Raw genomic sequence first — 26,744 nt, 5'->3', positions numbered from 1 at the left:
GTCCTTCGAAACCGCTTCGCGCAAGTCCCAACACGACGGAATCGGTGGCCTCCGCACCAAAATGACAACGCTTTCCGCATTCCAGGGGTCGGAACCTATTGAAATCCGCTGTGGGGCGGCTACAGTGCCACACACCGGAATCAGTACCCGATCCGCATTGGAGCATCAGTGACTGCCACGTCCGCGGGCCCCCGCGTCCTGCGCAACTTCATCAACGGCGAGTTCGTGGAGGCGCGCAGCGATGCGACCTCCGACATCGTCAGCCCGGTCACCGCCCAGGTGGTCGCCACAGCCCCCGTCTCGACCGCGGACGACGTCGACGCCGCCTACGCCTCCGCGGCCAAGGCCTTCGAGGAGTGGGGTCAGACCACCCCCAGCGAGCGGCAGCAGGCGCTGCTCAAGTTCGCCGACGCGATCGAGAAGCGCGCCGACGAGTTCGTGAAGCTCGAGTCGGAGAACACCGGCAAGCCGCACGCCCTGACGGCGAGCGAGGAGCTCCCGCCGATGGTCGACCAGCTGCGCTTCTTCGCCGGCGCCGCGCGGGTGCTCGAGGGCCGCGCCGCGGGGGAGTACCTGAAGGGGCACACGAGCTGGGTCCGCCGCGAGCCGATCGGGGTCGTCGGCCAGGTGACCCCCTGGAACTACCCGATGATGATGGCCGTCTGGAAGATCGGTCCGGCCCTGGCTGCCGGCAACACCATCGTCCTCAAGCCCTCCGACACCACTCCCGAGACGACGCTGCTGATGGCAGAGATCGCCTCAGAGTTCCTGCCGCCGGGCACCTTCAACGTCGTCACGGGTGACCGCGACACCGGCCGCGCGGTCGTCGAGCACAAGACCCCCGCCCTCGTCGCCATCACCGGCTCCGTGAGGGCCGGGATGCAGGTCGCCGAGAGTGCCAGCCGCAACCTCAAGCGGGTCCACCTCGAGCTCGGAGGCAAGGCCCCCGTCATCGTGTTCGACGACGCCGACATCGAGGCAGCGGTCGAGGGCATCGCCATCGCCGGCTACTTCAACGCCGGGCAGGACTGCACGGCCGCCACCCGCGTGCTGGCCGCGCCGCGCATCCACGACGACTTCGTCGCGGCCCTGGGGGAGTATGCCAAGAACTCTGCGACGGTGGGTCTGCCCGACAACGACGACGCGCTGCTCGGCCCGGTCAACAACCGTGGCCAGCTCGAGCGCATCGAGGGGTTCCTGTCGCGGCTGCCCGACCACGCGTCGGTCGCCGCCGGGGGACACCGGATGGCCGGCCTGGGCGACGGCTTCTTCCTCGAGCCGACCGTGCTGTCCGGGCTGCAGCAGGACGACGAGGCCATCCAGGACGAGATCTTCGGCCCGGTCATCACCGTCCAGCGCTTCACCGACGAGGCGGAGGCGCTGCGGTGGGCCAACGGGGTCGACTACGGACTGGCCTCCAGCGTCTGGACCAAGGACTTCGGTCGGGCGATGCGGGTGTCCAAGTCCCTCGACTTCGGCTGCGTATGGATCAACACGCACATCCCGATCGTCGCCGAGATGCCCCATGGCGGGTTCAAGAAGTCCGGCTACGGCAAGGACCTGTCCATGTACGGCTTCGAGGACTACACCCGCATCAAGCACGTCATGGCCAACATCGACAGCTGACCGACGCCACCCGCGCGCACCCCGACGCGCGTCCCACGCCCCGACGGCACACCCCACCCCGCAGGAGAGACCGATGAACGAACAGACCCCCGTCACCCCCATGCAGGCAGCCTTCCTGCGCGGTGTGCTGAGTCGGCGCACCCTGATGGTCGGTTCCGCCGGTCTCGGGGTGTCGGCCCTCGCAGCGTGCGGATCCAAGGGCAAGACGGCCACGAACTCGGGCAGCAGCACCACCGCACCGACGGCCAAGGCGGCCCAGGACATGTCCGACACCGAGAAGGTCATCAACTGGTCGAACTGGCAGCAGTACATCGACGTCTCGGAGGACGAGAAGAGCCGCCCGACACTGGACGCCTTCACCAAGGCCACCGGGATCAAGGTCAACTACACCGAGGACTACAACGACAACGACGAGTTCTACGCCAAGGTGCGGCCGCTGCTGGCCGGCGRCCAGGACACTGGTCGCGACGTCTGGTGCTCCACCGACTGGATGGTGGCCCGGCTGATCCGTCAGGGGTACGTGCAGCCGCTCGACAAGGCCAACATCCCGAACGCCAAGAACCTCGAGGCCGCCTTCCAGGACGTGTCCTTCGACCCCGGCCGCAAGTACTCCCTGCCGTGGCAGGCCGGCTTCGCCTGCATCGGGTACAACACGAAGGCGACGGGGGGCAAGAAGATCGAGACGATCACCCAGCTGCTCACGGACCCGTCGCTCAAGGGCAAGGTCACCCTGCTGTCGGAGATGCGCGACACCGTCGGACTGGTCCTGCTCGACCAGGGCAAGGACCCCTCCAACTTCACCGATGCCGACTTCAAGGCCGCGATCGACATGATCCAGAAGGCCAAGGACGCGGGTCAGATCCAGAAGTTCACGGGCAACGAGTACACCGACGGGCTCAGCGCCGGCGACATCGCCGCCTGCGTTGCCTGGTCGGGTGACGTGGCATCGCTCGGGCTCGACGCCCCCGAGCTCGGCCTGACGCTCCCCGCGGCGGGATACACCCTGTGGTCGGACAACTTCGTGATCCCCGCGATGGCCAAGCACAAGAAGAACGCCGAGAAGCTGATCGACTACTACTACGACCCCAAGGTGATGGGCGAGGTCGAGGCCTGGGTCAACTACATCTCGCCGGTGACCGGAACCAAGGACGCCGTCGTGGCCATCGACAAGAGCCTGGGCGCCAACCAGCTCATCTTCCCCTCGGCCGAGACGTTGTCCAAGGCGAAGAAGTTCCGCGACCTCACTGCCAAGGAAGAGTCCGAGTACACCCGCATGTTCACCAACCTGGCGACGGGCTGATGGCGACGGAGACGTCCGGGGACCTGCGGCTGACCGGTCTGACCAAGCACTTCGACTCCTTCACCGCGGTCCACCCCATGGACCTGGTGATCCCCCAGGGCTCCTTCTTCGCGCTGCTGGGCCCATCGGGCTGCGGCAAGACCACGACCTTGCGCATGGTGGCCGGGCTCGAGCAGCCGAGCGGTGGACGGATCCACATCGGCGACACGGACATCACGGACAGCAAGGCGCACCAGCGCAACGTCAACACGGTGTTCCAGTCCTACGCGCTCTTTCCGCACATGAGTGTCATCGACAACGTCGAGTTCGGCCTCAAGCGGCGAGGCGACAAGGCCGCCAAGGCCAAGGCCAAGGAGGTCCTGGAGCTCGTGCAGCTCGGGGAGGTCGCGAGGAAGAAGCCGGCGCAGCTGTCGGGCGGCATGCAACAGCGCGTGGCGCTCGCCCGTGCGGTCGTGAACCGCCCGGACGTGCTGCTGCTCGACGAACCCCTCGGCGCCCTCGACCTCAAGCTCCGCCGCCAGATGCAGATCGAGCTCAAGCGCATCCAGCAGGAGGTCGGCCTCACGTTCATCCACGTCACCCACGACCAGGAGGAGGCCATGACCATGGCCGACACCATCGCGGTGATGAACGCCGGCCGCATCGAGCAGCTCGGCGACCCGGCGACGCTCTACGAACGCCCCGCGTCGACCTTCGTGGCCAACTTCCTGGGCCAGTCGAACCTGCTCAAGGCGACGGTGACGGGTGGTGCGACCGGCGCGGAGGTGCCGGTCACGGCCTACGACACGTCACTCACGGTGTCGGCTGACCACCTGCCCGAGGGCACCAAGGAGATCTGGCTCGGGGTGCGCCCCGAGAAGCTCCGTCTGGGGGAGCACGGTGGACCCAACCGCCTCAGCGGCACGGTCACCGACGTGTCCTTCTCGGGGGTGGCGACGCAATACCTCGTGCGTATGCCGTGGGGCCAGGAGCTCACGGTCGTGCAGCAGAACGACGGGTCGGGTCGGGCGCGACGGGGTGACGACGTCACCGTGTCGTGGGCGGCCGAGCACGGGTTCGCGCTCGACGCGGCGCAGGCGGCTGACGCCGGCGTCGAGGAGGAGGGGTAGTGGCCGAGGTCGCGGCGATCGGCGGGGGCGCACCCGTCAACAAGCCGGTCCGCCGGGGTCGCTGGGTTCCCTACGCCCTGCTCGCCCCCGGTCTGCTGTGGCTGCTCGTCTTCTTCGTCGCGCCGATGGTGACGCTGGGGTCCCAGTCGCTGCAGGAGGGCAACGTCGACGAGGGCTACACGTTCACGGGCAACGTGGGCATCTATGCCGACGCCTTCCAGCGCTACTGGCCGCACCTCTTGCGGTCGATCGGCTACGCCGGCAGCGCGACGATCCTTGCCCTGCTGCTCGGGTACCCGCTGGCGTACTTCATGGCCCAGAAGGCCGGTCGCTGGAAGAACATCCTGCTCGTCCTGGTGATCGCGCCGTTCTTCACCAGCTTCCTCATCCGCACGCTGGCGTGGCGCAACATCCTGTCCGACGACGGCCCGGTGGTGGCGTTGGCCCAGTCGACAGGCCTCACGAGCCTGTTGCAGGCCGTGGGCCTCACCGACAACGACACCCTCCTGGCGTCCAAGTTCGCGGTGATCTGTGGACTCACCTACAACTTCCTGCCCTTCATGATCCTGCCCCTGTACGCCTCACTGGAGCGCCTCGACAGTCGCCTCGTCGAGGCGGCCGGCGACCTCTACGCCTCCCCGAGGGAGGCGTTCCGGCGGGTCACGTGGCCGTTGTCGCTGCCCGGGGTGGTGGCCGGCACCCTGCTCACGTTCATCCCCGCCGCGGGCGACTTCATCAACTCGCGACTGCTCGGCAACACCCAGACCGTGATGATCGGCCAGGTCATCGACAGCCAGTTCCTGCGGGTGCTCGACTACCCCCTGGCAGCGGCGCTGTCGTTCATCCTGCTCATCCTGATCGTCGCCCTGGTCGCGGCCTACGTGCGCAAGGCCGGCACCGAGGAGCTGGTCTGACATGGCCGTCCTCGCCTGGATCCGCCGGCACCTCGTCGCCTTCGCGGCCTTCGCCGTGCTGCTCTACCTGCTCATCCCGAACGTCGTCGTGGCGGTGTTCTCCTTCAACGACCCGGTGGGCAAGTTCAACTACAACTGGGCACGCTTCTCGACGGACGCGTGGACGAACCCGTGCGGGTCTCCCGGGATCTGCAGCTCGCTGGGGCTCAGCCTGCGGATCGGGGTGACCGCCTCCGTGGTCGCCACGGTCCTCGGCACGATGGTCGCCCTCGCCCTCGGCCGCTACCGGTTCCGCGGACGGGCTGCGACCAACCTGCTCATCTTCGTCCCGATGGCCACACCCGAGGTCGTCATGGGCTCCAGCCTGCTGACCCTCTTCCTCATGCTGGGGATCCCCTCGGGTGCGACGGCGATCCTCATCGCGCACATCATGTTCTGCGTCTCGTTCGTGGTGGTCGCGGTCAAGGCGAGGGTGGCCACGCTCGACCCGCGGCTCGAAGAGGCGGCGGCCGACCTGGGTGCCACACCCGCCCAGACGTTCCTGCGGGTGACCCTGCCCCTGGCGGCCCCTGGCATCGCGGCGGGTGCGCTGCTGGCCTTCTCGCTCAGCTTCGACGACTACATCATCACCAACTTCAACGCCTCACCGAGCTCGATCACCTTCCCCATGTTCGTCTGGGGCGCTGCCCAACGCGGTGTCCCGGTCCAGGTCAACGTCATCGGCACCGTCATGTTCCTGGCGGCCCTCGCGTTCGTGATCGGCGGACAGCTCCTCTCCAGCCGCCGTCAGAAAGCAGCCTGATCCACCATGCGCATCCTGATGATCGGCGCCGGCGGCGTCGGTGACGCTGCCGCACGCATCGCGGTCGAACGGGACTTCTTCGAGTCCTTCGTCGTGGCCGACTACGACCTCTGTCGCGCCCAGGCCACCGTCGAGGCGGCGACGGCCCGGCGCGACGGCGAGGGGCGCTTCGTCGCGGCCCAGGTCGACGCGTCCGACGAGGGCGCCGTGGCCGCGCTGGCTCGCGAGCACGGTGCGACGCACGTCTTCAACGCCGTCGACCCCCGGTTCGTCATGCCGATCTTCCGTGGTGCCCTCGCGGCCGGTGCGGGCTACCTCGACATGGCGATGAGCCTGTCCCGCCGCCACCCCGAGGAGCCCTACGCGAAGGTCCACGTGAAGCTCGGTGACGAGCAGTTCGCCATGGCGGGGGAGTGGGAGGGCGCCGGCCAGCTGGCTCTGCTGGGGATCGGTGTCGAGCCCGGGCTGTCGGACGTCCTCGCCCGCTATGCGTCCGACCACCTCTTCGCGACGATCGAGGAGCTCGGCACCCGTGACGGTGCCAACCTCGCGGTCCTCGACGAGGACGGCAACGAGACCTTCGCGCCGAGCTTCTCGATGTGGACCATCATCGAGGAGTGCCTCAACCCGCCGGTGGTCTGGGAGCGCTCGCGGGCCGATGCAGGTGGGGGAGACGTCGAGGCGGGCTTCTTCACCCTGCCGGCGTTCAGCGAGCCTGAGGTCTTCGAGTTCCCCGAGGGCATCGGGCCCGTGGAGTGCGTCCACGTCGAGCACGAGGAGGTGCTCCTCATGCCCCGCTGGCTCGACGCGCAGAGGGTGACCTTCAAGTACGGCCTCGGTGACGAGCTCATCACCATCCTTCGGACCCTGCACACCCTCGGCCTCGACGGCACCGACCCGGTCACCGTCAAGGGGGTGGAGGTGTCGCCCCGCGACGTCGTCGCCGCGGTGCTGCCCGACCCCGCGACCATCGGCCCGCGGATGAAGGGCAAGACCTGTGCCGGTGTCTGGGTCACGGGCACCGGCAAGGACGGTCAGCCGCGCAGCACCTACCTCTACCACGTGGTGGACAACGAGGAGACGATGCGCGAGTACGGCGCCCAGTGCGTCGTCTGGCAGACCGCGGTGAACCCCGTGGTGGCCTTGGAGCTGTTGGCGAACGGCAGGTGGAGCGGATCCGGCGTCCTCGGCCCGGAGGCCTTCGACGCGGTCCCGTTCCTCGAGCTCCTGGCTGCGCCCAAGCCCGACGGGTACGGCTCGCCCTGGGGCCTGGAAGACCGCTGATTCCATGACCTCGAAACGGCACTAGGGTCGAATCATGACTCGATACGGGCAGCAGTACGGCCCCGACTTCACCTTCCTCGGCGTGGACCGCTGCGACCTCGATGACGAGAGCACGTATGCCGACGCCGACGTCGTGATCCTCGGTGCGCCCTTCGACGGGGGCACCTCACACCGGCCCGGGACGCGCTTCGGACCCCAGGCGATCCGGATGACCGACTACCTGCCGCACGACGGGTCGCGACCCTCGCTTGCGCTGCGAACCGATGGCCTCGTCGACCTCCGGGTCGTCGACGCGGGTGATGTCGAGATGTACTCCGGCGACATCGAGCGCTCCCTGCCCAAGCTCGAGGCCGCGGTCGAGCGCGTCACGCGCGCGGGCGCCATACCCGTCGTCCTCGGTGGCGACCACTCGATCGCCTTCCCGGACGCCAAGGGCGTCGCGAACGTCCTGGGCCACGGCCGCATCTCGATGATCCACTTCGACGCGCACGCCGACACCGGTGACATCGAGTTCGGTTCCCTGTGGGGGCACGGTCAGCCGATGCGCCGGCTCATCGAGTCGGGTGCGCTGCGAGGCGACCGGTTCCTCCAGGTCGGGCTGAGGGGGTACTGGCCGCCGCCGGAGACGCTCGACTGGATGGCCGGTCAGAAGATGCGCTCGTTCGAGATGACGGAGATCGTGCACCGGGGCCTCGACGAGGTGCTGACCGAGGCGTTCACCATCGCCATGGACGACTGCGATGGCGTCTTCCTGTCGGTGGACATCGACGTCTGCGACCCGGGCCACGCCCCCGGCACCGGCACCCCGGAGCCCGGTGGGCTCTCGGCCAGACAGCTGCTCGACGCCGTCCGTCGGATCTGTCTGGAGCTCCCGGTCGTCGGTGTCGACATCGTCGAGGTGAGCCCTCCGTACGACCATGCGGACATCACCGCCGCGCTCGCGAACCGCGTTGTCCTCGAAGCGCTTTCGGCCATCGCCCGCAAGAGGCAGGACGAGCGGGACGGGACCCGCTGGGACCCGTCGCAGCCGCTGCTCGCCGGGCGCAACGGAGCCATTCCCGAGGGGCACATCCCGCAGCACCACCACACCCACGCAACACACGACCAGGCAGCGCACGACCACGCACCGGAGGACCACGGCTGATGGCCACCACTCAGAAGTCACTCATCGACTCGGTTCCCAAGGGACTGTTCATCGGCGGCGCATGGCGCGACGCCACGGGTGAGGGAACCCTCGCCGTCGAGGACCCGGCGAGCGGTGCCACGCTCGCCCTCGTCGCCGACGCGACGGTGGCCGATGGCAAGGCCGCGCTCGATGCGGCCGTTGCGGCCCAGGCCGACTGGGCCCGGACCCCGCCCCGCGACCGGGGCGAGATCCTGCGCGCCGCGTTCGAACGGATCACCGAGCGGGCCGAGGACTTCGCCACGCTGATGACCCTCGAGATGGGCAAGACGCTGGCCGAGTCGCGCGGTGAGGTGACCTACGGCGCCGAGTTCTTCCGCTGGTTCTCCGAGGAGGCCGTCCGCATCCACGGTCGCTGGTCGACGGCGCCCAACGGCGCGACCCGGCTGCTCACGATGAAGAAGCCGGTCGGTCCGACCCTGATGATCACGCCGTGGAACTTCCCGCTGGCGATGGGCACTCGCAAGATCGGTCCGGCCATCGCGGCCGGCTGCACCATGGTCGTGAAGCCGGCCAGCCAGACTCCGCTGACGATGCTCGCCCTGGCAGAGCTGTTGCGCGAATGTGGGCTTCCCGCAGGTGTCCTCAACGTCGTCACGACCTCCCACACCGGTGACGTGATGGAACCCCTCATCCGCGACTCCAGGCTGCGCAAGCTGACCTTCACGGGCTCGACCGGGATCGGTCGCCGGCTGGTCGAGCAGTCGGCCGAGCAGCTGCTGAGGGTCTCCATGGAGCTCGGTGGCAACGCCCCGTTCATCGTGTTCGAGGATGCCGACCTCGACCACGCGGTGGACGGCGCGATGCTCGCCAAGATGCGCAACATCGGTGAGGCGTGCACCGCGGCCAACCGCTTCTTCGTGCACGAGAGCGTCGCAGACGAGTTCGCGAAGAAGTTCGCCTCACGGATGGCCGGTCTGACCCTCGGCAAGGGCACCAGGAAGGGGGTCGACGTCGGCCCGCTCATCGACGCGAAGGCGCGTGACGCCGTGAGCGAGCTCGTCGAGGACGCCAGGGCCAAGGGCGGCACGGTCCTGACCGGCGGGGGACAGGTGAAGGGCCGGGGGTACTTCTTCGAGCCGACCGTGATCAGCGGGGTGCCCATGACCGCGCGGGTCATGAGCGAGGAGATCTTCGGACCGGTGGCCCCGATCGCCACCTTCCGCACCGAGGCCGAAGCCATCGCGAAGGCCAACAGCACGGAGTTCGGCCTCGCGTCGTACGTTTTCACGAACGACCTCGGCCGGGTGATCCGGGTCAGCGAGGCGCTGGAGTACGGGATGATCGGGATCAACCAGGGGATCATCTCCAACCCGGCCGCTCCCTTCGGTGGCGTCAAGGCGTCCGGCTTCGGCCGGGAGGGTGGCTTCGAGGGCATCGACGAGTACCTCGAGACCACCTATGTCGGAATTGCCCCCTAAACACCGAACTGGGGTCATCCGTTCGGTGCCAAAGTTGACCGAACCGCTTCCACCGGACGCACATCGACTGTTCAATCTGTCGCATGACCAGCGCTGAAGCGGGAGCGAGTGTCTTGTCCATCACCGGGGAGCCGGCAGTGCAGTCGCGCAACACGGGCCGACTGCGATCCCTTGCCGATGTCCTCGTCGAGACGGACGAGAAGCTCCGGCTGGGCCAAACCGCTGGAGCGCGGGTCTGGCCGACCGGCTTCGACGCCCTGGACGTGGCCCTGACCGGCGGCTTCCGCTCGGGTGAGCTGGTCCTGCTCGGTGGGCCGCAGGGCCTGGGCAAGACCGCGATGGCACTGCAGATGCTGCGCAACGCCGTCGCCGCCAACCGCAGCGCCGTGCTGTTCTCGTACGAGCACGACGCCCACAGCATCCTCGAGCGGCTCATCGCGATCGAGGCGGGAGCCATCGCCGGCACCGACGCCGTCGGGCTGAACAAGATCAGGGCCGGCTTCGAAGCCAGGCACAGCCGCACGAAGTCGATGCGCGAGCGCTTCGGTGAGACCGTGGGCGGCATGGAGGCCGTCGAGGCTCTCGAGAGCTATGGCCAACGCCTGCACGTGCACACCTCGAGCGGGATGCACACCACGCTCGACGAGATCCGCGCCGCGGTTGCCGAGATCATCGAGACCGATGGACGACCGCCGCTGGTCCTGGTCGACTACCTCCAGAAGGTGCCGGTGGCCGGCGCCATGGGAGAGGAAGAGCGAGTCTCCATCGTCGTGGAGCGACTCAAGGACATGGCTCTCGAGCTGGGCGTCCCGGTCCTGGCGATCGTGGCGGCCGACAAGTCCAGCCTGGTGGCCGGCCGACGGATGCGGGTCAACGACCTGCGTGGCTCGTCGGCGCTCGCCTACGAGGCCGACGTCGTGCTGATCCTCAATGACAAGTACGACATCGTCGCCAAGCACCACCTCGTCTACCACCTCGGCAACGCCGAACGCTTCCGCCACTGGGTCGTCATGTCGATCGAGAAGAACCGCAACGGCGCAGACCACCTCGAGCTCGAGTTCCAGAAGCGGTTCGACCAGGGCCGGTTCGAGCCGGCTGGACGGGTCGTCGAGGAGCAGCTCATCGAGGAGCGCGTCTTCCAGGAGTAGGCGTGCCCTCACTGGGACACGGTGACCCGTCAGGGATCGGGCACCGCGCGCCGAGTCGCCGGGTGCGAGGACGCCGAGGGCTGCCTTATGGTCGGGAGCATGCCGGCCGTCCAGAGCAGACCCGAGGGTGGTGTCCGCTGATCCGCATCCTGGGACCTGACGTGCCCGTCACCGAGGTCGTGCGAGACGCCCAGCGCGACGGTGACGACGTCTGCGTCGTGCCCGCAGGCGCCACCAAGGCGGAAAGCCTCGACCTGTTCGCGGAGGTGCTGGACTTCCCGGACTGGTTCGGCCGCAACCTCGATGCCCTCGCCGACTGCCTCCACGACTTCGCCGAGCAGCCGTTGGACGGTGCGCGGGCGCGCCACCTGGTGTGGGCCGGCGCCGCGACCCTGCGTCGGCACCACCACGAGACCTACGAGGACATCGCGGGCGTCCTCGACGAGGTGAGCCAGGACCACGCCGGTTTCGTCGTGACGATCCTCGACCGCTCGGGATCGCTGTGACCGGTGTCGTCCACTGGTTCCTCCTGCGCCCCCTGCTGCACCTCAGCGGCAGCAGCTTCGTCGTGGACAAGCTGCTCCACGTCGTGGTCCCCGTGCTCGCGGTGTTCGCCTGGATCGTGGCGGGGCCGCGGGGACAGGCCGCGCGCCCCCAGGTGCTCGGGTCCCTGCTGTGGCCGCTGCTCTGGGGCGCGTTCACGCTGGTTCGTGGGTCGGTCACCGCCTGGTGGCCCTACCCGTTCCTGGACGTCGACACGCTCGGCTGGGGTCGGGTACTCCTGAGCCTCGCCGGTGTCGCCGTCCTGTTCGCGGCCTGCGGCGCCTGCTTCGTCGTTCTCGACAGGTGGCTGGGCCGACGACCGACGCCCACGTCCTGAGCGGGGTGGGACAGGTGTCGCGCCGTCATGCGCGACAATGAACCAGTGACTTCCCCGCGCAGCGTCGCCGTCCTCGGCTCGACCGGCTCCATCGGCACCCAGGCCCTGGACGTCATCGCGCGCAACCCCGAGCTCTTCCGTGTGGTCGCCCTCTCAGCAGGGTCCAACCTCGACCTCGTCGCCGAGCAGGCCGTCACCTTCGAGGTGGACCTCGTCGCGGTCGCCCGCGGCACACACGAGCAGGTCGCCGAGGCGATCGGTGCGTATGCCGCGCGGGCCGGCCGCCCGGCATACCGGCCCCAGGTCGTGGTCGGGCACGACGCGGCGGTGGTGGCGGCTGGGTGTGGCGCCGACGTCGTCCTCAACGGGATCACGGGGGCCATCGGGCTGCGCCCGACGCTGGCCGCGCTGGCGGAGGGCTCGACGCTGGCGCTGGCCAACAAGGAGTCGCTCATCGTGGGCGGCCCCCTGGTCAAGGCCGCCGCGAAGCCGGGCCAGCTCGTGCCCGTCGACTCCGAGCACTCCGCGATTGCCCAGTGCCTGCGTGGGGGTCGCGCCGACGAGGTGCGCCGGCTGGTGGTCACGGCGAGCGGTGGACCGTTCCGTGGGCGCAGCCGCGAGTCGTTGCGTGACGTGACCCCCGCAGAGGCGCTCGCACACCCGAACTTCTCGATGGGGCGGGTGATCACGACCAACTCGGCAACCCTGGTCAACAAGGGGCTCGAGGTCATCGAGGCGCACCTGCTCTTCGACATCCCGTTCGACCGGATCGACGTCGTCGTCCACCCGCAGCAGCTGATCCACTCGATGGTGGAGTTCGTGGACGGGTCCACGATCGCGCAGGCCGGCCCCCCGCGGATGCTCGTGCCGATAGCCCTCGGGCTGTCCTGGCCCGACCGCCTGGCCGACGTCGACGTCCCCGTGGACTGGACGCGGGCGCAGTCGTGGGACTTCGAACCGCTCGACGACGAGGCCTTCCCGGCCGTGCGGCTGGCCCGACAGGTCGGCGAGGCCGGTGGCACCAGTCCAGCGGTCTACAACGCAGCCAACGAGGTCGCCGTCGATGCCTTCCACGACGGTCACATCGGCTTCGTCGAGATCGTCGACACGGTGGCCAGGGTCGTGGAGATCCACGGGTCCGGCAGCGCGCGGGGGATCGAATCAGGGACACTGTCCGTTGAGGACGTGATGCGCGCCGACGGGTGGGCGCGCGACGAGGCACGGAAGGTGCTGGGTTTGCAGACTGGATCGATGACCGAGACACCACTCGCGGACACCGAGGGGGCGCTTCGCTGATGACGGTCCTGCTGTACGTGCTCGGCGTGCTCTTCGTGGTCCTGGGGGTGGGCCTGTCGATCGGGCTGCACGAGGTCGGTCACCTCGTCCCGGCCAAGAAGTTCGGCGTCAAGGTCACCCAGTACATGGTCGGCTTCGGCCCGACCGTCTGGTCCACGAGGCGGGGCGAGACCGAGTACGGCATCAAGGCCATCCCGCTCGGGGGCTACATCCGGATGATCGGCATGTTCCCGCCGCGGCCGGGCGACAAGCCCGGCACGTTGCGCGTGTCGAGCACCGGCCGGTTCACCCAGCTCGCCGACGAGGCACGCCAGCTCAGCCTCGAGGAGATCCGGCCCGGCGACGAGGACCGCGTCTTCTACAAGCTGTCGGTGCCCAGGAAGGTCGTCGTCATGATGGGCGGCCCGGTGATGAACCTGGTCATCGCCGTCGTGCTGCTCACCGGCCTGGTGACCATCTACGGCATGCAGGTGGAGAAGGACGGGGCGGTCGTGGCCTCGGTCAGCGAGTGCGTCGTGCCCGCAAGCCAGGCGGCTGCCAAGACGACCTGTGCCGCCTCCGACCCCAAGACCCCGGCCTACATCGCCGGCATCCGGCCGGGCGACCGCATCCTGTCCATCGCCGGCCAACCCATCAAGCGCACCACCGACGTCGGCAAGCAGATCCGGCCCAGGGTCGGCGAGCAGACCGAGATCGTGGTGCTGCGCGACGGCGCCGAGCAGACCCTCCAGGTCAGCCCGATCCGCAACACCGTGCAACAGGTCGGCCCGGACGGCGCCCCGCTGGTGGATGCCGACGGTCAGCCCGTGGTCCTCGAAGCCGGGTTCCTGGGGGTCTCGTCGGCCCCCGTCCTGGCCCTCGAGCGTCAGAGCGTCACGGTCGTCCCCGGCATCCTCGGCGAGCAGGTCTCGCACATCGCCGGAGTGCTCCTGCACATCCCGCAGCGGATGACCGACGTCGCGCAGGCGGCCTTCGGCTCCGAGGAACGCGACCCGAACGGGCCTGTGTCCGTGGTCGGCGTGGGCCGGATGGCCGGCGAGATCTCGTCAGGTTCGGTCGAGGGACTCGACGAGAGCCTTGCCGGCAAGATCGCGATCCTCGTCAACCTGATGGCCGGGCTCAACCTCGCCCTGTTCGTCTTCAACCTGATCCCGCTGCTGCCCCTGGACGGCGGCCACGTCGCGGGAGCACTGTGGGAGGGGCTCAAGCGCAACGCGGCACGCCTGCTGAACCGCCCCGACCCCGGCCACGTGGACGTCGCCAAGGCCTTGCCGGTCGCCTATGCGGTGTCCTCGGTGCTGATCGTGATGTCCGCGCTGCTCATCTACGCCGACTTCGTCAAGCCCGTCAAGCTCGGCTGACCCGGCCCCGGGTCGGCCATGCTGTGACGTAGAGCCGGCTTCGAGCCGGTGTCGAGCCTGCGCCAAGCCGGCGTCGGCCTCCACCCCTCTCTGGGAGATACTGCACCCATGACTGTTGGACTCGGTATGCCGGCCCTGCCCCCGCCCGTGCTCGCGCCCCGCCGCAAGACGCGCAAGATCAAGGTCGGCAAGGTCGAGGTGGGCGGTGACGCCCCCATCTCGGTGCAGTCGATGTGCACCACCCAGACGACCGACATCAACTCCACGCTGCAGCAGATCGCCGAGCTGACCGCGTCCGGGTGCGACATCGTCAGGGTCGCGTGCCCGACCCAGGACGACGCCGACGCGCTGCCCACGATCGCGCGCAAGTCCCAGATCCCGGTCATCGCGGACATCCACTTCCAGCCCAAGTACGTCTTCGCCGCGATCGACGCCGGCTGCGCCGCGGTGCGCGTCAACCCCGGCAACATCCGCAAGTTCGACGACCAGGTCAAGCAGATCGCGGCAGCGGCCAAGGACGCCGGCGTCTCGATCCGGATCGGCGTCAACGCGGGGTCGCTCGACCCGCGCCTGCTCGAGAAGTACGGCAAGGCCACCGCCGAGGCCCTGGTCGAGTCGGCCGTGTGGGAGGCGTCCCTCTTCGAGGAGCACGACTTCCACGACTTCAAGATCTCGGTCAAGCACAACGACCCGGTCGTCATGGTCAAGGCCTACGAGATGCTCTCCGAGCGGGGTGACTGGCCCCTGCACCTCGGGGTGACCGAGGCCGGGCCGGCCTTCCAGGGCACCATCAAGTCCGCCACCGCCTTCGGTGCGCTGTTGTCCAAGGGCATCGGCGACACCATCCGCGTCTCGCTGTCGGCGCCTCCCGTCGAGGAGGTCAAGGTCGGCAACCAGATCCTGCAGTCGCTCAACCTCAAGCCGCGCAAGCTCGAGATCGTGTCCTGCCCCTCGTGCGGGCGGGCGCAGGTCGACGTCTACAAGCTGGCCGACGAGGTGACCGCAGGACTCGAGGGCATGACGGTCCCGTTGCGGGTCGCCGTCATGGGCTGTGTCGTCAACGGTCCCGGCGAGGCCCGCGAAGCCGACCTCGGCGTCGCCTCGGGCAACGGCAAGGGCCAGATCTTCGTCAAGGGCGAGGTCGTCAAGACCGTGCCCGAGAGCCAGATCGTCGAGACGCTCATCGAGGAGGCCATGCGCATCGCCGAAGAGATGGGCGAGCCGGTCGACGAGGAGAGCGCCGGGGCTCCGTCGGTCACCGTCGGCTGAGCCGCCTCTCGGGTCCGCCCCCACCCACGGACCCGAGAGTGACCTGTGCCCTCAGCTCACCCCTGCGGGAGCAATCGCGGGTCGACGCCCAGCGGCTGGTCGAACGTGACCTCGATGTACTCGTTCGGGTCGGGGACGGTGGCCGAGCGGCCACCGGTGTTGGGGAAGTTGTTGTCGTTCATGACGGCGATGGTCTGGTCGTCCACGACGGCGAGGTCCTCGATCGTCTCGAAGGCGAACGGGAAGAACGCGCCCAGCTTGCCGACGTTGGCCGGGTCGGGAACGGCCAGGAGGTTCACGAGGAGCTGCTTGTCGGCATACCCGTCGTGGTCCTTGTCCTTGAGGTCCACGGTGAAGACCGCCTTGAAGCGCGCCGTCGGTCCCGCTCCGGCATCGCGTTCGACGACGAGGAGCTCGTGGTCGTTGATCGCGATCGCGTCGCCGATCGAGTCCCCGGGGCTCTCGAGGCGGTAGCGCCAGTAGGTGCCGGTGAACTGCGCCCCGAGGTCCTGGTTGACCTTGACCTCGGCGATGCGCAGGTCTGAGGCCAGCCCGGCAGCCTTGTCCTCGGCGAGCGAGCCCTCGAGCATCGGGTAGAGCCGCTGGCCGTTGGGCGACATCGGCAGGCCCTCGAACCCGCGGGAGGATGCGAGGTTGGGCGCCTCCCCGGCAGCGAGGGTCGGGTTCTGGGGGGCCTTCACCCCCGGCGCAGGGACGGGTGCCTCCAGCAGGCGACCATGGTCGTCGGCATGGAGCAGGAAGGGTCCGAACTCGTCGCCGAACCAGAAGGTGCCGTCCGGCGCGACCTGCATGGACTCGGGGTCGAAGTCCCAGCCGGTCAGGACCCGGTCCGGCGTGGGGCAGGTGTAGCCGACAGGCAGGGTCGGCGCCGCCGCGCAGCCCCCGTCGCGCCAGATCGTCCAGTCGACGTGGTGGTCGGGGTCGCTGAGCAGGAACTGCAGACCGAGGTAGGTCGTCGTTCCGGTGGTGGTGTCGGGCCGGATGCGGTTCACGACCAGCTCGAAGTCCTGGCTGTTGCCCTTCTGCCCGTAGCCGTTGTCGGTCATGACGAGGTAGCTGCCGTCGGCGTTGCGGTGCATCGCCGAGAAGCCCTGCACGGGTTGGGCAGGGTACGGACGAGGCACTGCCGTCGTCCCCGTCTGGAAGTACCCCGACGGCGCCGAGCCCGGTCGATAGGTCTCCGCCGGGAGGACCGAGCGCCCGACGAGCCGGGCCTGGGCGGCGGTCGTCGCCGGGTCGGGGTCGATGCCCGAGGGGCCCGCGACGCCGGGAGTGGCGCTGCTGGGGGACGAGGCCAGCGCGGTGGCGCAGAGCGCGCCAGCCGCTGCGCATCCCGCGGCGCGGGTCCAGGCAGAGTTGCGGCGGACGGGACGGGGGCCCGAGGGGGTCCGGTCGTTCGTGGACATGATGCTCTCCTTGGTGATCGTGGTGCGGTCCTTGGTGATCGTCGTGATCGTGGTGGTCGCCGTCGCGCGAGCGGTGACTCGTGGATCCGGAGCAAGCTGCGGCAAACTCGAGGATCCCGGTGCAGACGCCCGGACGTCGTCCGCCAGCGAGTCCGAGTGCGTCGCTCTCCCGGCCACAGCTGTGGACCGCAGGACGACGGGAGGGCGGCGTTCTGCGGCGCGGCGCCGCAGCGGGCCCTAGGCTGGATCCGTGCTGCGCACTCGAAACCCGGTCCACGCGCTGTCGCCCTCGGACCGCGACGCCGCGTTGGAGGTGTGTGCGCGGAACCTGCCGGCGAACGTGTTCGTGGCCGCCCGCCTCCTCGAGGGAGTGCTGAGCAGCCAGCCCGGAACCGTTCTCGGCCACAAGGTCGGTGGCAGCCTCGAGGCGCTGTGCTGGTCCAGTGCCAACCTCGTCCCGGTCGAGGCCGACGAGCAGACGCTGAGCTACTTCGCCGACCGGGTCCGCCGCTGGCGCCGCCACTGCGCCTCGATCCTGGGGCCTGCCGACCAGGTCGCCGAGCTCTGGCGTCACCTGGCCCCCGCGTGGGGACCGGCTCGTGCCGTGCGCGCGAACCAGCCCCTGATGAGCAGCATGGACCGGCCCTCCGCCCTCGGTGTCGAGCTCGACCCGAGGGTGCGTCCGGCCCGCGAGCACGAGGTCGACCTCGTGATGCCCGCGGCAGCGCACATGTTCGAGGGTGAGATCGGCTACCCGCCCTACACCGGCTCCGGCGCGGCATACCGGTCGGCGTTGTTGGCCCTCATCGATCGTGGCCACACGTTCATCGCGGTCGAGGACGGGGCGGTGATCTTCAAGGCCGACGTCGGCAGCGTCGCGCTGGGCTGCGCCCAGCTCCAGGGGGTCTGGCTAGCACCGCACCTGCGGGGGCAGGGGCTCTCCGTACCCCTCATGGCGTCCGTGGTCGAACAGGTGATGGAGACCCGCGCGCGCTGGGTCACGTTGTACGTCAACGACTTCAACGAGAGTGCCAGGGCCACGTATGCGCGGGTCGGCTTCGAGGATGTCGGCACCTTCTCGACCGTGCTGCTCTGATGGACCCCATGCTGGAGTCGGAACCGCGCCCGGACACTCCCGCCGCCGGGAACGCGCTGCTGTGGATGACGGGGTCGCTGACCCTCTTCGGTGCCTTCCTCGTCCTCGTCCCGGGGCGGGAGACAGCGGGGCGCACCTGGCTGTGGGTCGGCCTCGTCCTGCTGGTCGTGGGTGGTGCGACCTTCGCGCTCGCCCTGAGGGCTCGACTGGCCTACCTGCGCGAGCACGGCAGCGACTGAAGGCCCGCCTGCATACCAGACGGCACTGACACTGCATCGGCGTCCCCAGTGAGCGAATTCTATTGTCTGGCAACGGAATTCGTGGTCGCGAAGGCTTGTAGACGGCTGCGGTCTTCGGCTAGGGTGGACATATGTTCGAACTCGCCGCCCTCCACCTCCGACTCCAGGCGGAGCTGGGTCGGGTGCGTGCAATCGGGTCCGATGCGTCGGCCGAGGAGTGGGTGGAGCTGGCGGGTTCGTGCCAACAGCTGCTCAACGTCATCGCGGCAGTGCAGACGGTTGCCCTCGCGCACGTGGCCGCGACCGAGGACGTGGTTCGTGAAGACGGCACCATCGAGGAGGAGTTCCGGGGGCTCGGTCACCAGCGGCTGGACGCCCCGGCGCTCGTGCAGGACCGGTTGGGGCTCACCGCGTCCGGAGCGACTGACCGGGTCGCGACCGCGGTGGACCTCGTGACCCGTCACCCTGCCCTGGTCGAGGCCATGGCGGCGGGCCGGCTCGACGCCTACCGCGCCGGGATCGTTGCGGAAGAACTCGTCGACGCGACGCCGGAGGTGTGCGCCGAGGTGGCCGACAAGATCGGCTCGCGGCTCGGCACCGAAGCGGGAGGTGCGCTGCGCCGCCGGACGCGCCGCGCCCTGGCGTCGGTGGACCCTGACCTCGTCCGGCGCAAGGCCGAACGTGCGCGGGCTGAGCGGTCGCTGCGGCGCAGTGCCTTCGCTCCCGGCGTGGACGAGTGGAGTGCCAAGGTGCCGGTCGAGGAGTCCAGGAGCGCGTGGTCCGTGGTCGACGGGTTGGCCCGGGGCTATGTCACCGACGGCAGGTGCGCGGGCATCGAGCAGGCCCGCGCGGACGCCCTGATGGACCTCATCCACGCCCGGGCCACCGGCGAGGTGACCGTTCACCTGACGGTCCCGGCCAGCGCGGTGGCAAGCGAGGCAGCGGCCGTCCAGGCGACTCACGCCGAGCGCGCAGCGAGTGACGCGGGGGTTGTCCCGGGTCCTTCAGCGGATGCTGCGGAGCTGGTGCCCGTGACGGGCTTCGGTATGCCGGGCGTGACCCACGTGCGCGCCTCCTGGGTCGCGTCGGTGGCGAGGCCGCGGATGCCGCGCGGTCGCGGGAATGGACCGCCGGCGTCAGTCGACGTGGTGGCGTGCGACGACACGTCGGGGGCGCTCACGTCCCTGCCGATGGGTGCGCAGCGTAAAGCCGGCAGACGTCGAGACCTCCCAACCGCCGACCCGGGTCGCTATCGCCCGCCGCAGTGGATGATCGAGTTCGTCAAGGCCAGGGACGGGCAGTGCCGCTTCCCGGGGTGCGCCATCAGTGCGAGGTTCTGCGACGTCGACCACGTGGTGCCCTGGCCGGTGGGCGCGACCGACCCGACCAACCTGGTGTGTCTGTGCCGACGCCACCACCGCATCAAGCAACGGCCGCGGTGGCGAGCGCGACTCGACGCCGACGGCACCTTGGTCTGGACCGATCCCACTGGCCACGAGAGCACGACCCTGCCCCTCGACCACCTCCAGGGTGAGGAGGTGGCGGCGCCACCACCCGTCGTTGCCACGTCGCGGACGGAGTTGGGGTCGGAGTCGGAGTTGCCAGCGGAGCTGGGGCCGTCGGCTTCGGAGTTGGCGGGGGAGTTGCCGTCGGTGTTGGAGGAGGCCTTCGAGCACCTGACCGAAGGCGTCCTCGTCGAACTCGCCTGCCATCCCCGCACCCTCACCGCCCACAACCGCCGCGCCCTGCGGACGGGGCAGCGGATCGACATCAGCCGCATCGAGCGGGTCTCGCCGAGGGGGTGCTCGAGGGTGGAGATCGTCCGGGTGCGCGACCGGCTCGACGTGGACGAGCTCCTGTTCCGCCGCCACCGCCACCGACATCGCTCGAGTTCGCGCCGAATCCGGGGCCTGTCCTCGGATGACCCGCCGCCGTTCTAGGCGACGACGGGGGATGGGAGCCGTGCCTGACAGGATGGCGGCATGCCCCGCACCGTCGCGCCCCTCACCAAGGACATCGTCGGCCTCGCCGGCCTGTTCATCACCTCGGGGACGACCCACCTCGTCAAGCCCGAGGTGTTCGAGCCGCTGGTGCCGAACTCGTTGCCGCGCAGGCGCGAGCTGATCTACCTCTCGGGCGTCGCCGAGCTCGTCTGCGCGGCGGGCCTGCTCCACCCCCGGACCCGCCGGTATGCCGGGTGGGCCAGTGCCGGGCTGCTCCTCGCCATCCTGCCGGGCAACGTCCAGATGAGTGCCAACTACGGCAAGCGGGCGCAGCGGAAGGGGACGCCGGCAGCCCAGGCCGCCTTCGCGGGGACCGTGGCCCGGCTGCCACTCCAGCTCCCACTGATCCGCACCGCGCTCAAGGCCGCGGGCCGCTGACCCGAGGGGGCTTTCGACGCTCCTAGGACGTGGTCTGCTCTGCCGGTTGCCGCGCGTTGTTGTCGGCGCGGTCCCGCGCTGCCTTCGCCTTGGCAGTCCTGAGAGCCTCTTGCTCTCGAGGGTCCATCGATCGCCTTCGTCTGAACGGCCACACGCGAACCACACCCCACCCGCTTCGGAACCCCCGACCCGAACCCACAGACTGGCGCAAAACGGACAGTGTCACAAGCCGCCCGGGGCCAAACCTGCAGGTCACCCCCCGTCGCGTCGATGCAGGACCGCTCTTGTCGGCGGCGCCCGTCCCCACCGCGGAGGCGAGGAGGGAAACCGTGGTGAGCCCGCGGCATACCCACCGATATCCTCTGGGGGTTGTCCGCCAACCGAGGAGTGCCACGTGGCCCTGCGCATGTCGACCCTGTTCCTGCGAACCCTTCGCGAGGATCCGGCCGATGCCGAGGTGCCGAGCCACCGGTTGCTCGTCCGGGCCGGTTACATCCGACGCGTCAGCCCCGGCATCTACACGTGGCTGCCCCTGGGCCTCCGGGTGCTGCGCAAGGTCGAGACCATCGTCCGCGAGGAGATGGACGAGATCGGCGCCCAGGAGCTGCTCTTCCCGGCGCTGCTGCCCAAGGAGCCGTTCGAGGCGAGCGGTCGCTGGACCGAGTACGGCCCCAACATCTTCCGCCTGCAGGACCGCAAGGGCGCCGACTACCTGCTCGGGCCGACCCACGAGGAGATGTTCACCCTCGCGGTCAAGGACCTGTACTCGTCCTACAAGGACCTGCCGCTGGCGATCTACCAGATCCAGACCAAGTACCGCGACGAGGCGCGTCCGCGGGCCGGGGTGCTGCGGGGCCGCGAGTTCGTCATGAAGGACTCCTACTCCTTCGACATCGACGTCGCCGGGCTCGACAAGGCCTACCAGCTGCACCGTGACGCCTACATCCGCATCTTCGACCGGCTCGGCTTCCACTACGTCATCGTCCAGGCGATGGCCGGCGCCATGGGCGGGAGCAAGAGCGAGGAGTTCCTCGCCACCGCCGAGAACGGCGAGGACACCTACGTCCGCTGCCCCCACTGCGGCTATGCCGCGAACGTCGAGGCCGTGCGCGTCCCGGCCCCCGACCCCGTGTCGTATGCCGGGGTGCCGGCCGCGCACGCCGAGGCCACTCCCGACACCCCCACCATCGACACGCTGGTGGCCCACCTCAACGCGCACTTCCCCCGCGAGGACCGGCCCTGGGCCGCGGGCGACACCCTCAAGAACGTCATCGTCACCCTTGTCCACCCCGACGGCACCCGTGAGCCCCTGGCCATCGGCGTGCCCGGTGACCGCGAGATCGACGAGAAGCGGCTCGGTGCCCAGGTCCACCCGGCCGAGGTGGAAGCCTTCGAGGAGAAGGACTTCGCAGCCAACCCGGCGCTCGTCAAGGGCTACATCGGGCCCGGCGCGCTCGGGTCTGAGTCGGCCTCGAAGATCCGCTACCTGCTGGACCCGCGGGTCTCCGAGGGCACCCGCTGGGTCACCGGCGCCGACGAGCCCGGCAAGCACGTCGTCGACCTGGTGGCCGGTCGCGACTTCACCRCCGACGGCACGATCGAGGCGRCCGACGTGCGCCCGGGCGACCTCTGCCCGAGCTGTGGCCACGGGCTGGAGTCCGCCCGCGGCATCGAGATGGGGCACATCTTCCAGCTCGGCACCAAGTTCGCCGAGGCGCTCGACCTCAAGGTGCTGGACCAGAACGGCAAGCTGCAGACCGTGGTCATGGGTTCCTACGGCGTGGGCGTCTCGCGCGCCGTGGCCTGTGTCGCCGAGGGCAACCACGACGAGCTCGGCCTGCGCTGGCCCCGCGAGATCAGCCCGGTCGACGTGCACGTCGTCGCCACCGGCAAGGACGTCACCCGCGACCCCGAGGTCTTCGCCAAGTCGGAGGAGATCACGCGTGCCCTCGAGGCCCAGGGTCTTTCGGTGCTCTACGACGACCGCCAGAAGGTCAGCCCCGGCGTGAAGTTCAAGGACTCCGAGCTCATCGGTGTCCCGACGATCGTCGTGGTCGGCAAGTCCCTCGAGAACGGCATCGTCGAGATCAAGGACCGCGCCACCGGCGAGCGCCGGGAGGTGCCGGTGCAGGACGTCGTGGCCGAGGTCGTCCGCGAGGTCCGCGGCACCGAGGCCAGCGGCACCGAGGCCAGCGGCACCGAAGCCTGATGGGCGGCTCGGCTCCGCTCGAAGCGCTGATCTTCGACTGGGGAGGGACGCTCACGCCCTGGCACGACGTCGACCTGCCCCAGCAGTGGCGCGTCTTCGCCCGGGAGGTGCACGGCCTGCCGGTCGAGGACCCGCGGATGCCCGCCGAGGAGCTCGCCGAGGCGGACTCGCTGGCCATGCGGATCCACGAGGCCGAGGAGAAGGCCTGGTCGCGGGGTCGCCAGAGCCACGAGAGCGCCTCGATCGAGGCGATCCTCGCGGAGGCGGGGGTCGACGCGGACCACGACCGGCACCTCCTGGCGCTCGCGGCATACCGGAGGTTCTGGGAGCCGCACACCCACACCGACCCCCAGGTGCGTCCACTCTGGGAGGGGCTGCACGACCGCGGCCTCAAGGTGGGGGTGCTGTCCAACACCATCTGGAGCCGCGCCTACCACCGTGAGGTGTTCCAGCGGGACGGTGTCCTCGACCTGGTCGACGGCGACGTCTACTCCTCGGAGATCCACGTCGTGAAGCCGCACCCTGAGGCGTTCCTCGCGGCGTGCAAGGCCGTCGACGTCGCGCCGGAGGCTGCGGTCTACGTCGGAGATCGCCTCTTCGAGGACGTCCACGGGCCGCAGCAGGTGGGGATGCGCGCCATCTGGATCCCGCACAGCGACATCCCGGTGAGCCAGCAGGTCGCGGTCGACGTGACCCCCGACGCCCAGGCCCACGAGCTGCTCGACATCCTGGCGATCGTCGACGGCTGGCTGGGGCGGTAGGTGCCGGACGCCGACCTGACGACGGTCCTGCTCATGGCCCTGGCGGGGTTCGGTGCGGGATGGATCGACGCGGTCGTGGGCGGTGGCGGGCTCGTGCAGCTGCCCGCGCTGCTGCTCGGCTTCCCCGGGGCGTCCCCTGCCCAGCTGCTGGCCACCAACAAGATCGCCTCGATCTTCGGCACGACGACGAGCTCGATCACCTACTGGCGCAGGGTGCGTCCCGACCTGCGCACCGCGCTGCCGATGGCGGCCGTCGCCTACCTCGGTGCGGTCGGGGGTGCGTTGCTGGGGCTGCACATCCCGAAGACCGCCTTCAACCCGATCATCCTCGGGATGCTGGTCGTCGTCGGCGCCTACACCGTCGCCAAGCCCTCCCTCGGGGCCGAGACCGCGCTGCGCTTCGCCGGTCACCGGCACACCGTCATCGCCATGATCACGGGCTTCGTCATCGGGGTCTACGACGGGGCCCTCGGCCCGGGCACCGGCTCGTTCCTCGTCTTCGCGCTGGTCGGGCTGATGGGCTACGCCTTCCTCGAGGCCAGCGCCAAGGCCAAGATCGCGAACTTCGCCACCAACCTCGGGGCGCTGACCGTGTTCGTCCCCGGTGGCCACGTCATGTGGAAGATCGGGGCGGTGATGGCCGTGGCCAACATCGCCGGTGGCTACGTCGGAGCGCGCACCGCGGTCGCTCGGGGCAGTAGGTTCGTGCGCGTGGTCTTCGTGGTGGTGCTCGTCGCGTTCATCGTCAGGATCGGTGGCTCGGTGCTCGGCTGGTGGAGCTGACTGCGGATGGATGCCACCCGCGAGCCGGAGGTCCCCGATGTCCCGGAGGGCACGGGCGTCCCGGCACTGCCCGCGCTGACTGAACTGCTGGACCGGTGCGCGCGCCTCGTGTCGGGTGCTTCGGGAGGACGCCGACGGGTATTGGGGATCGCCGGGCCCCCGGGTGGTGGCAAGACGACGCTGGTCGTGGCGCTGCTGCGTGCCGCGGCGGCCGACTCGCGACTGGCAGGCCGCGTGGCGCACGTGCCGATGGACGGCTTCCACCTGCCGGGTGCCGAGCTCGGCCGGCTGGGCCGGCTGGGCCGCAAGGGAGCGCCCGACACCTTCGACGTCGAGGCGTATGCCGCGCTGCTCGCCGCCGTCCGCGGGTCACCGCGCGTGGTGGTCCGGGCTCCAGCCTTCGACCACGTGGTGGGGGAGCCCGAGGACGAGGCCATCGAGGTCGGCCCTGAGGCGGACCTGGTCGTCACCGAGGGCAACTACCTGCTGCTCGACGACCCGGCGTGGCGCCCTGTGAGGGAGCTGCTCGACGAGGCGTGGTTCTGCGCGCTGGCGGACGACCAACGCCGCCAGCGACTCATCGACCGCCACGTGGAGACCGGCCGGCCCCTCGGGGACGCGACGGCCTGGGTCGACCGGTCCGACGAGGCCAATGCCCGGCTCGTCGCCGGTGGCCGCGACACCGCGGACCTCGTGCTGGTCGACGGCCGGGTGGTCTGAGGACTCACGAACCGGTCATGGCTGGGGCACAGCAAACACCCAGACTGGCGATCCACAGTGCTGGATGTGACCACCACCGACCTGCCGCCCGCCGCGGTGACCTCCTCTCCGGGGCGCGCCCACGCGGCATACCGCGCTGACGCCGGTCGAGTCGACGCCCGCCGCCCCGCGGTGCGCGTCGTGCCGCGCTGGTGGCGCGACGCGTCCGTCAGCGCGTTCTGGCTGGTGCAGCTGTGGGTGACCGCGTTGTGGGTCCAGCACGGTGGCATCCAGGACCTCGGGTCGCTCTCGGGCGCGCTCACCAGCCTGGGGCGGCTCACGGGTCTGGTCGCCTCCGCCCTCCTGCTCGTCCAGGTGTTCCTGATGGCCCGGGTGCCGTGGTTCGAACAGGCCTGGGGCCAGGACGAGCTCGCGCGCACCCACCGGCTCGTCGGGTTCACGTCGTTCAACCTGCTGTGGGCCCACATCGTGCTCATCACGCTCGGGTACGCCGCGGCGTCGCCCCTGGGGCTGTGGGGCACCATCGTCGACTTCGTCGTCAACTACCCCGGGATGCTGCTGGCGCTGGCCGGCACGGTCGCCCTGTGCCTGGTCGTCGTCACCTCGGTGCGCAAGGCGCGCCGCCGGCTGCGCTACGAGTCCTGGCACCTCATCCACCTCTACGGCTACCTCGGCGCCGGGCTCGCCCTGCCGCACCAGCTGTGGACCGGGCAGGAGTTCCTCGCCTCGACGGCGTCGACGGTCTTCTGGTGGGGCCTGTATGCCGTGTGCGCCGCGACCGTGCTCGTCTTCCGGGTGGGGCTGCCCCTGGTTCGCTCCCTGCGGGCGCCGCTGCGCGTCGTCGCGGTGCACGAGGAGGCACCCGGCGTGACCTCGGTCGTCGTCGGTGGTCCCGGCGTGGCACGGATGCGACCCGCCGCCGGCCAGTTCTTCCAGTGGCGCTTCGTCGACGGGCCCGGCTGGACCAGGGCCAACCCCTACTCGCTGTCGGCGGCCCCGGACGGGCGACACCTGAGGGTCACGGCGGCCCTCGTCGGGGACGGCACACAACGCCTGGCGGGCCTGCGGCCGGGTGCGAGGGTGCTCGTCGAGGGTCCGTACGGCCGGCTCCACCCCGGCGTCCGCACCCGCCGCAAGGTGCTGCTCATGGGAGCCGGGATCGGCATCACCCCCATCCGGGCCCTCCTCGAGGGGCTCGACCAGGACCCCGGCGAGGTCGTGGTGATCCATCGGGCCAGTACGCGTGAGCAGTTCGTCCTCGGTGAGGAGCTGTTCCGGATCGCCACCGACCGCGGTGCCCGGTACGTCACCGTCGAGGGACACCGGGTGCCCGGGCGTGACACCTGGCTGCCGGCCGCGGCCGCCCACCTGACCGACGCTGCCGCCCTGGCCCAGCTCGTGCCCGACGTCGCCCAACGGGACGTCTTCCTCTGTGGAGCGCCCGCCTGGATGGACGCCGCCCGGAGGGCGGCGCTCGACTGCGGGGTCCCGGCCACCAACATCCACCTCGAGCGGTTCGAGTACTAGGAGCACCC

At 69.8% G+C, this 26,744-nt stretch carries 24 protein-coding genes; 23 read left to right on the top strand and 1 reads right to left on the bottom strand.

The genetic code is table 11. From position 1 onward, the window contains the following. Positions 1-168 precede the first annotated feature (168 nt). The 14 genes from AC1DVZ_RS06515 (at position 169) to ispG (ending at position 15,593) form a co-directional block, all read left to right on the top strand. Positions 169-1,626: a gamma-aminobutyraldehyde dehydrogenase gene (locus AC1DVZ_RS06515; RefSeq protein ID WP_477617367.1), complete on the top strand. Its 1,458-nt coding sequence runs from the start codon at positions 169-171 to the stop codon at positions 1,624-1,626. A gap of 73 nt (positions 1,627-1,699) precedes the next feature. Beyond that, positions 1,700-2,926, top strand: a complete 1,227-nt coding sequence (locus tag AC1DVZ_RS06510) for a polyamine ABC transporter substrate-binding protein (protein ID WP_477617366.1) — start codon at positions 1,700-1,702, stop codon at positions 2,924-2,926. Continuing rightward, on the top strand, positions 2,926-4,035 hold the full coding sequence (locus tag AC1DVZ_RS06505; RefSeq protein WP_477617365.1) for an ABC transporter ATP-binding protein: 1,110 nt from the start codon (positions 2,926-2,928) through the stop codon (positions 4,033-4,035). Before AC1DVZ_RS06510 ends, AC1DVZ_RS06505 begins: the two co-directional genes overlap by 1 nt. Further along, positions 4,035-4,949, top strand: coding sequence for an ABC transporter permease (locus AC1DVZ_RS06500; RefSeq protein ID WP_477617364.1), 915 nt, complete (start codon positions 4,035-4,037; stop codon positions 4,947-4,949). The genes AC1DVZ_RS06505 and AC1DVZ_RS06500 overlap by 1 nt, the downstream gene beginning before the upstream one ends. Position 4,950: 1 nt before the next feature. Next, on the top strand, positions 4,951-5,751 hold the full coding sequence (locus tag AC1DVZ_RS06495; RefSeq protein ID WP_477617363.1) for an ABC transporter permease: 801 nt from the start codon (positions 4,951-4,953) through the stop codon (positions 5,749-5,751). 6 nt (positions 5,752-5,757) lie between these two features. Then, positions 5,758-7,035, top strand: coding sequence for a saccharopine dehydrogenase family protein (locus AC1DVZ_RS06490; protein WP_477617362.1), 1,278 nt, complete (start codon positions 5,758-5,760; stop codon positions 7,033-7,035). A 34-nt stretch (positions 7,036-7,069) separates the two neighbouring features. Next, positions 7,070-8,179, top strand: a complete 1,110-nt coding sequence (gene speB, locus AC1DVZ_RS06485; protein ID WP_477617361.1) for an agmatinase — start codon at positions 7,070-7,072, stop codon at positions 8,177-8,179. Further along, complete coding sequence (locus AC1DVZ_RS06480) at positions 8,179-9,639, top strand: NAD-dependent succinate-semialdehyde dehydrogenase (protein ID WP_477617360.1); 1,461 nt, start codon at positions 8,179-8,181, stop codon at positions 9,637-9,639. The genes speB and AC1DVZ_RS06480 overlap by 1 nt, the downstream gene beginning before the upstream one ends. Before the next feature lie 83 nt (positions 9,640-9,722). Beyond that, positions 9,723-10,787, top strand: coding sequence for a DnaB-like helicase C-terminal domain-containing protein (locus tag AC1DVZ_RS06475; protein WP_477617359.1), 1,065 nt, complete (start codon positions 9,723-9,725; stop codon positions 10,785-10,787). 161 nt (positions 10,788-10,948) lie between these two features. Then, positions 10,949-11,293 carry a barstar family protein gene (locus tag AC1DVZ_RS06470; protein ID WP_477617358.1) on the top strand — a complete coding sequence of 115 codons (345 nt, stop codon included), beginning with the start codon at positions 10,949-10,951 and terminating at the stop codon, positions 11,291-11,293. Continuing rightward, entirely contained in the window at positions 11,290-11,667 is a 378-nt protein-coding gene (locus tag AC1DVZ_RS06465) for a Pr6Pr family membrane protein (RefSeq protein WP_477617357.1), read from the top strand. Before AC1DVZ_RS06470 ends, AC1DVZ_RS06465 begins: the two co-directional genes overlap by 4 nt. Positions 11,668-11,694: 27 nt before the next feature. Continuing rightward, positions 11,695-12,963, top strand: coding sequence for a 1-deoxy-D-xylulose-5-phosphate reductoisomerase (gene dxr / locus AC1DVZ_RS06460; protein ID WP_477617356.1), 1,269 nt, complete (start codon positions 11,695-11,697; stop codon positions 12,961-12,963). Beyond that, positions 12,963-14,324, top strand: coding sequence for a M50 family metallopeptidase (locus AC1DVZ_RS06455; protein ID WP_477617355.1), 1,362 nt, complete (start codon positions 12,963-12,965; stop codon positions 14,322-14,324). The genes dxr and AC1DVZ_RS06455 overlap by 1 nt, the downstream gene beginning before the upstream one ends. Positions 14,325-14,432: 108 nt before the next feature. Further along, positions 14,433-15,593, top strand: coding sequence for a flavodoxin-dependent (E)-4-hydroxy-3-methylbut-2-enyl-diphosphate synthase (gene ispG / locus AC1DVZ_RS06450; protein WP_477617354.1), 1,161 nt, complete (start codon positions 14,433-14,435; stop codon positions 15,591-15,593). A 56-nt stretch (positions 15,594-15,649) separates the two neighbouring features. Here the strand turns inward: ispG and AC1DVZ_RS06445 are convergent, their stop codons facing one another. Beyond that, the gene (locus tag AC1DVZ_RS06445) at positions 15,650-17,125 is read right to left on the bottom strand and encodes an esterase-like activity of phytase family protein (RefSeq protein WP_477617353.1); all 1,476 of its coding nucleotides are present in this window, start codon (positions 17,123-17,125) and stop codon (positions 15,650-15,652) included. Positions 17,126-17,270: 145 nt separating this feature from the next. On the opposite strand from AC1DVZ_RS06445, the gene AC1DVZ_RS06440 reads away from it, so the two are divergent. The 9 genes from AC1DVZ_RS06440 (at position 17,271) to AC1DVZ_RS06400 (ending at position 26,736) form a co-directional block, all read left to right on the top strand. Beyond that, positions 17,271-18,116 carry a GNAT family N-acetyltransferase gene (locus tag AC1DVZ_RS06440; protein ID WP_477617352.1) on the top strand — a complete coding sequence of 282 codons (846 nt, stop codon included), beginning with the start codon at positions 17,271-17,273 and terminating at the stop codon, positions 18,114-18,116. Between the two features lie 8 nt (positions 18,117-18,124). Beyond that, a complete protein-coding gene (locus tag AC1DVZ_RS06435; RefSeq protein WP_477617351.1) occupies positions 18,125-18,355 on the top strand; it encodes a hypothetical protein in 231 nt (76 codons plus the stop codon). 131 nt (positions 18,356-18,486) lie between these two features. After that, positions 18,487-20,295, top strand: a complete 1,809-nt coding sequence (locus AC1DVZ_RS06430) for an HNH endonuclease signature motif containing protein (RefSeq protein ID WP_477617350.1) — start codon at positions 18,487-18,489, stop codon at positions 20,293-20,295. A 42-nt stretch (positions 20,296-20,337) separates the two neighbouring features. After that, positions 20,338-20,736, top strand: coding sequence for a DoxX family protein (locus AC1DVZ_RS06425; protein WP_477617349.1), 399 nt, complete (start codon positions 20,338-20,340; stop codon positions 20,734-20,736). A 394-nt stretch (positions 20,737-21,130) separates the two neighbouring features. After that, a complete protein-coding gene (locus AC1DVZ_RS06420) occupies positions 21,131-22,945 on the top strand; it encodes a proline--tRNA ligase (RefSeq protein ID WP_477617348.1) in 1,815 nt (604 codons plus the stop codon). After that, positions 22,945-23,706, top strand: coding sequence for an HAD family hydrolase (locus AC1DVZ_RS06415; protein ID WP_477617347.1), 762 nt, complete (start codon positions 22,945-22,947; stop codon positions 23,704-23,706). Before AC1DVZ_RS06420 ends, AC1DVZ_RS06415 begins: the two co-directional genes overlap by 1 nt. Beyond that, positions 23,707-24,489, top strand: a complete 783-nt coding sequence (locus tag AC1DVZ_RS06410) for a TSUP family transporter (RefSeq protein ID WP_477617346.1) — start codon at positions 23,707-23,709, stop codon at positions 24,487-24,489. It abuts the gene before it with no gap. A gap of 6 nt (positions 24,490-24,495) precedes the next feature. Beyond that, positions 24,496-25,209, top strand: a complete 714-nt coding sequence (locus AC1DVZ_RS06405) for a nucleoside/nucleotide kinase family protein (protein ID WP_477617345.1) — start codon at positions 24,496-24,498, stop codon at positions 25,207-25,209. Between the two features lie 66 nt (positions 25,210-25,275). Further along, a complete protein-coding gene (locus AC1DVZ_RS06400) occupies positions 25,276-26,736 on the top strand; it encodes a ferredoxin reductase family protein (RefSeq protein ID WP_477617344.1) in 1,461 nt (486 codons plus the stop codon). Positions 26,737-26,744 lie beyond the last annotated feature (8 nt).

The sequence above is a fragment of the Pedococcus sp. P2_E5 genome (assembly GCF_056403895.1).
The sequence above is the reverse complement of the archived record's forward strand: the minus strand, read 5'-3'. Positions and strand labels throughout refer to the sequence as shown.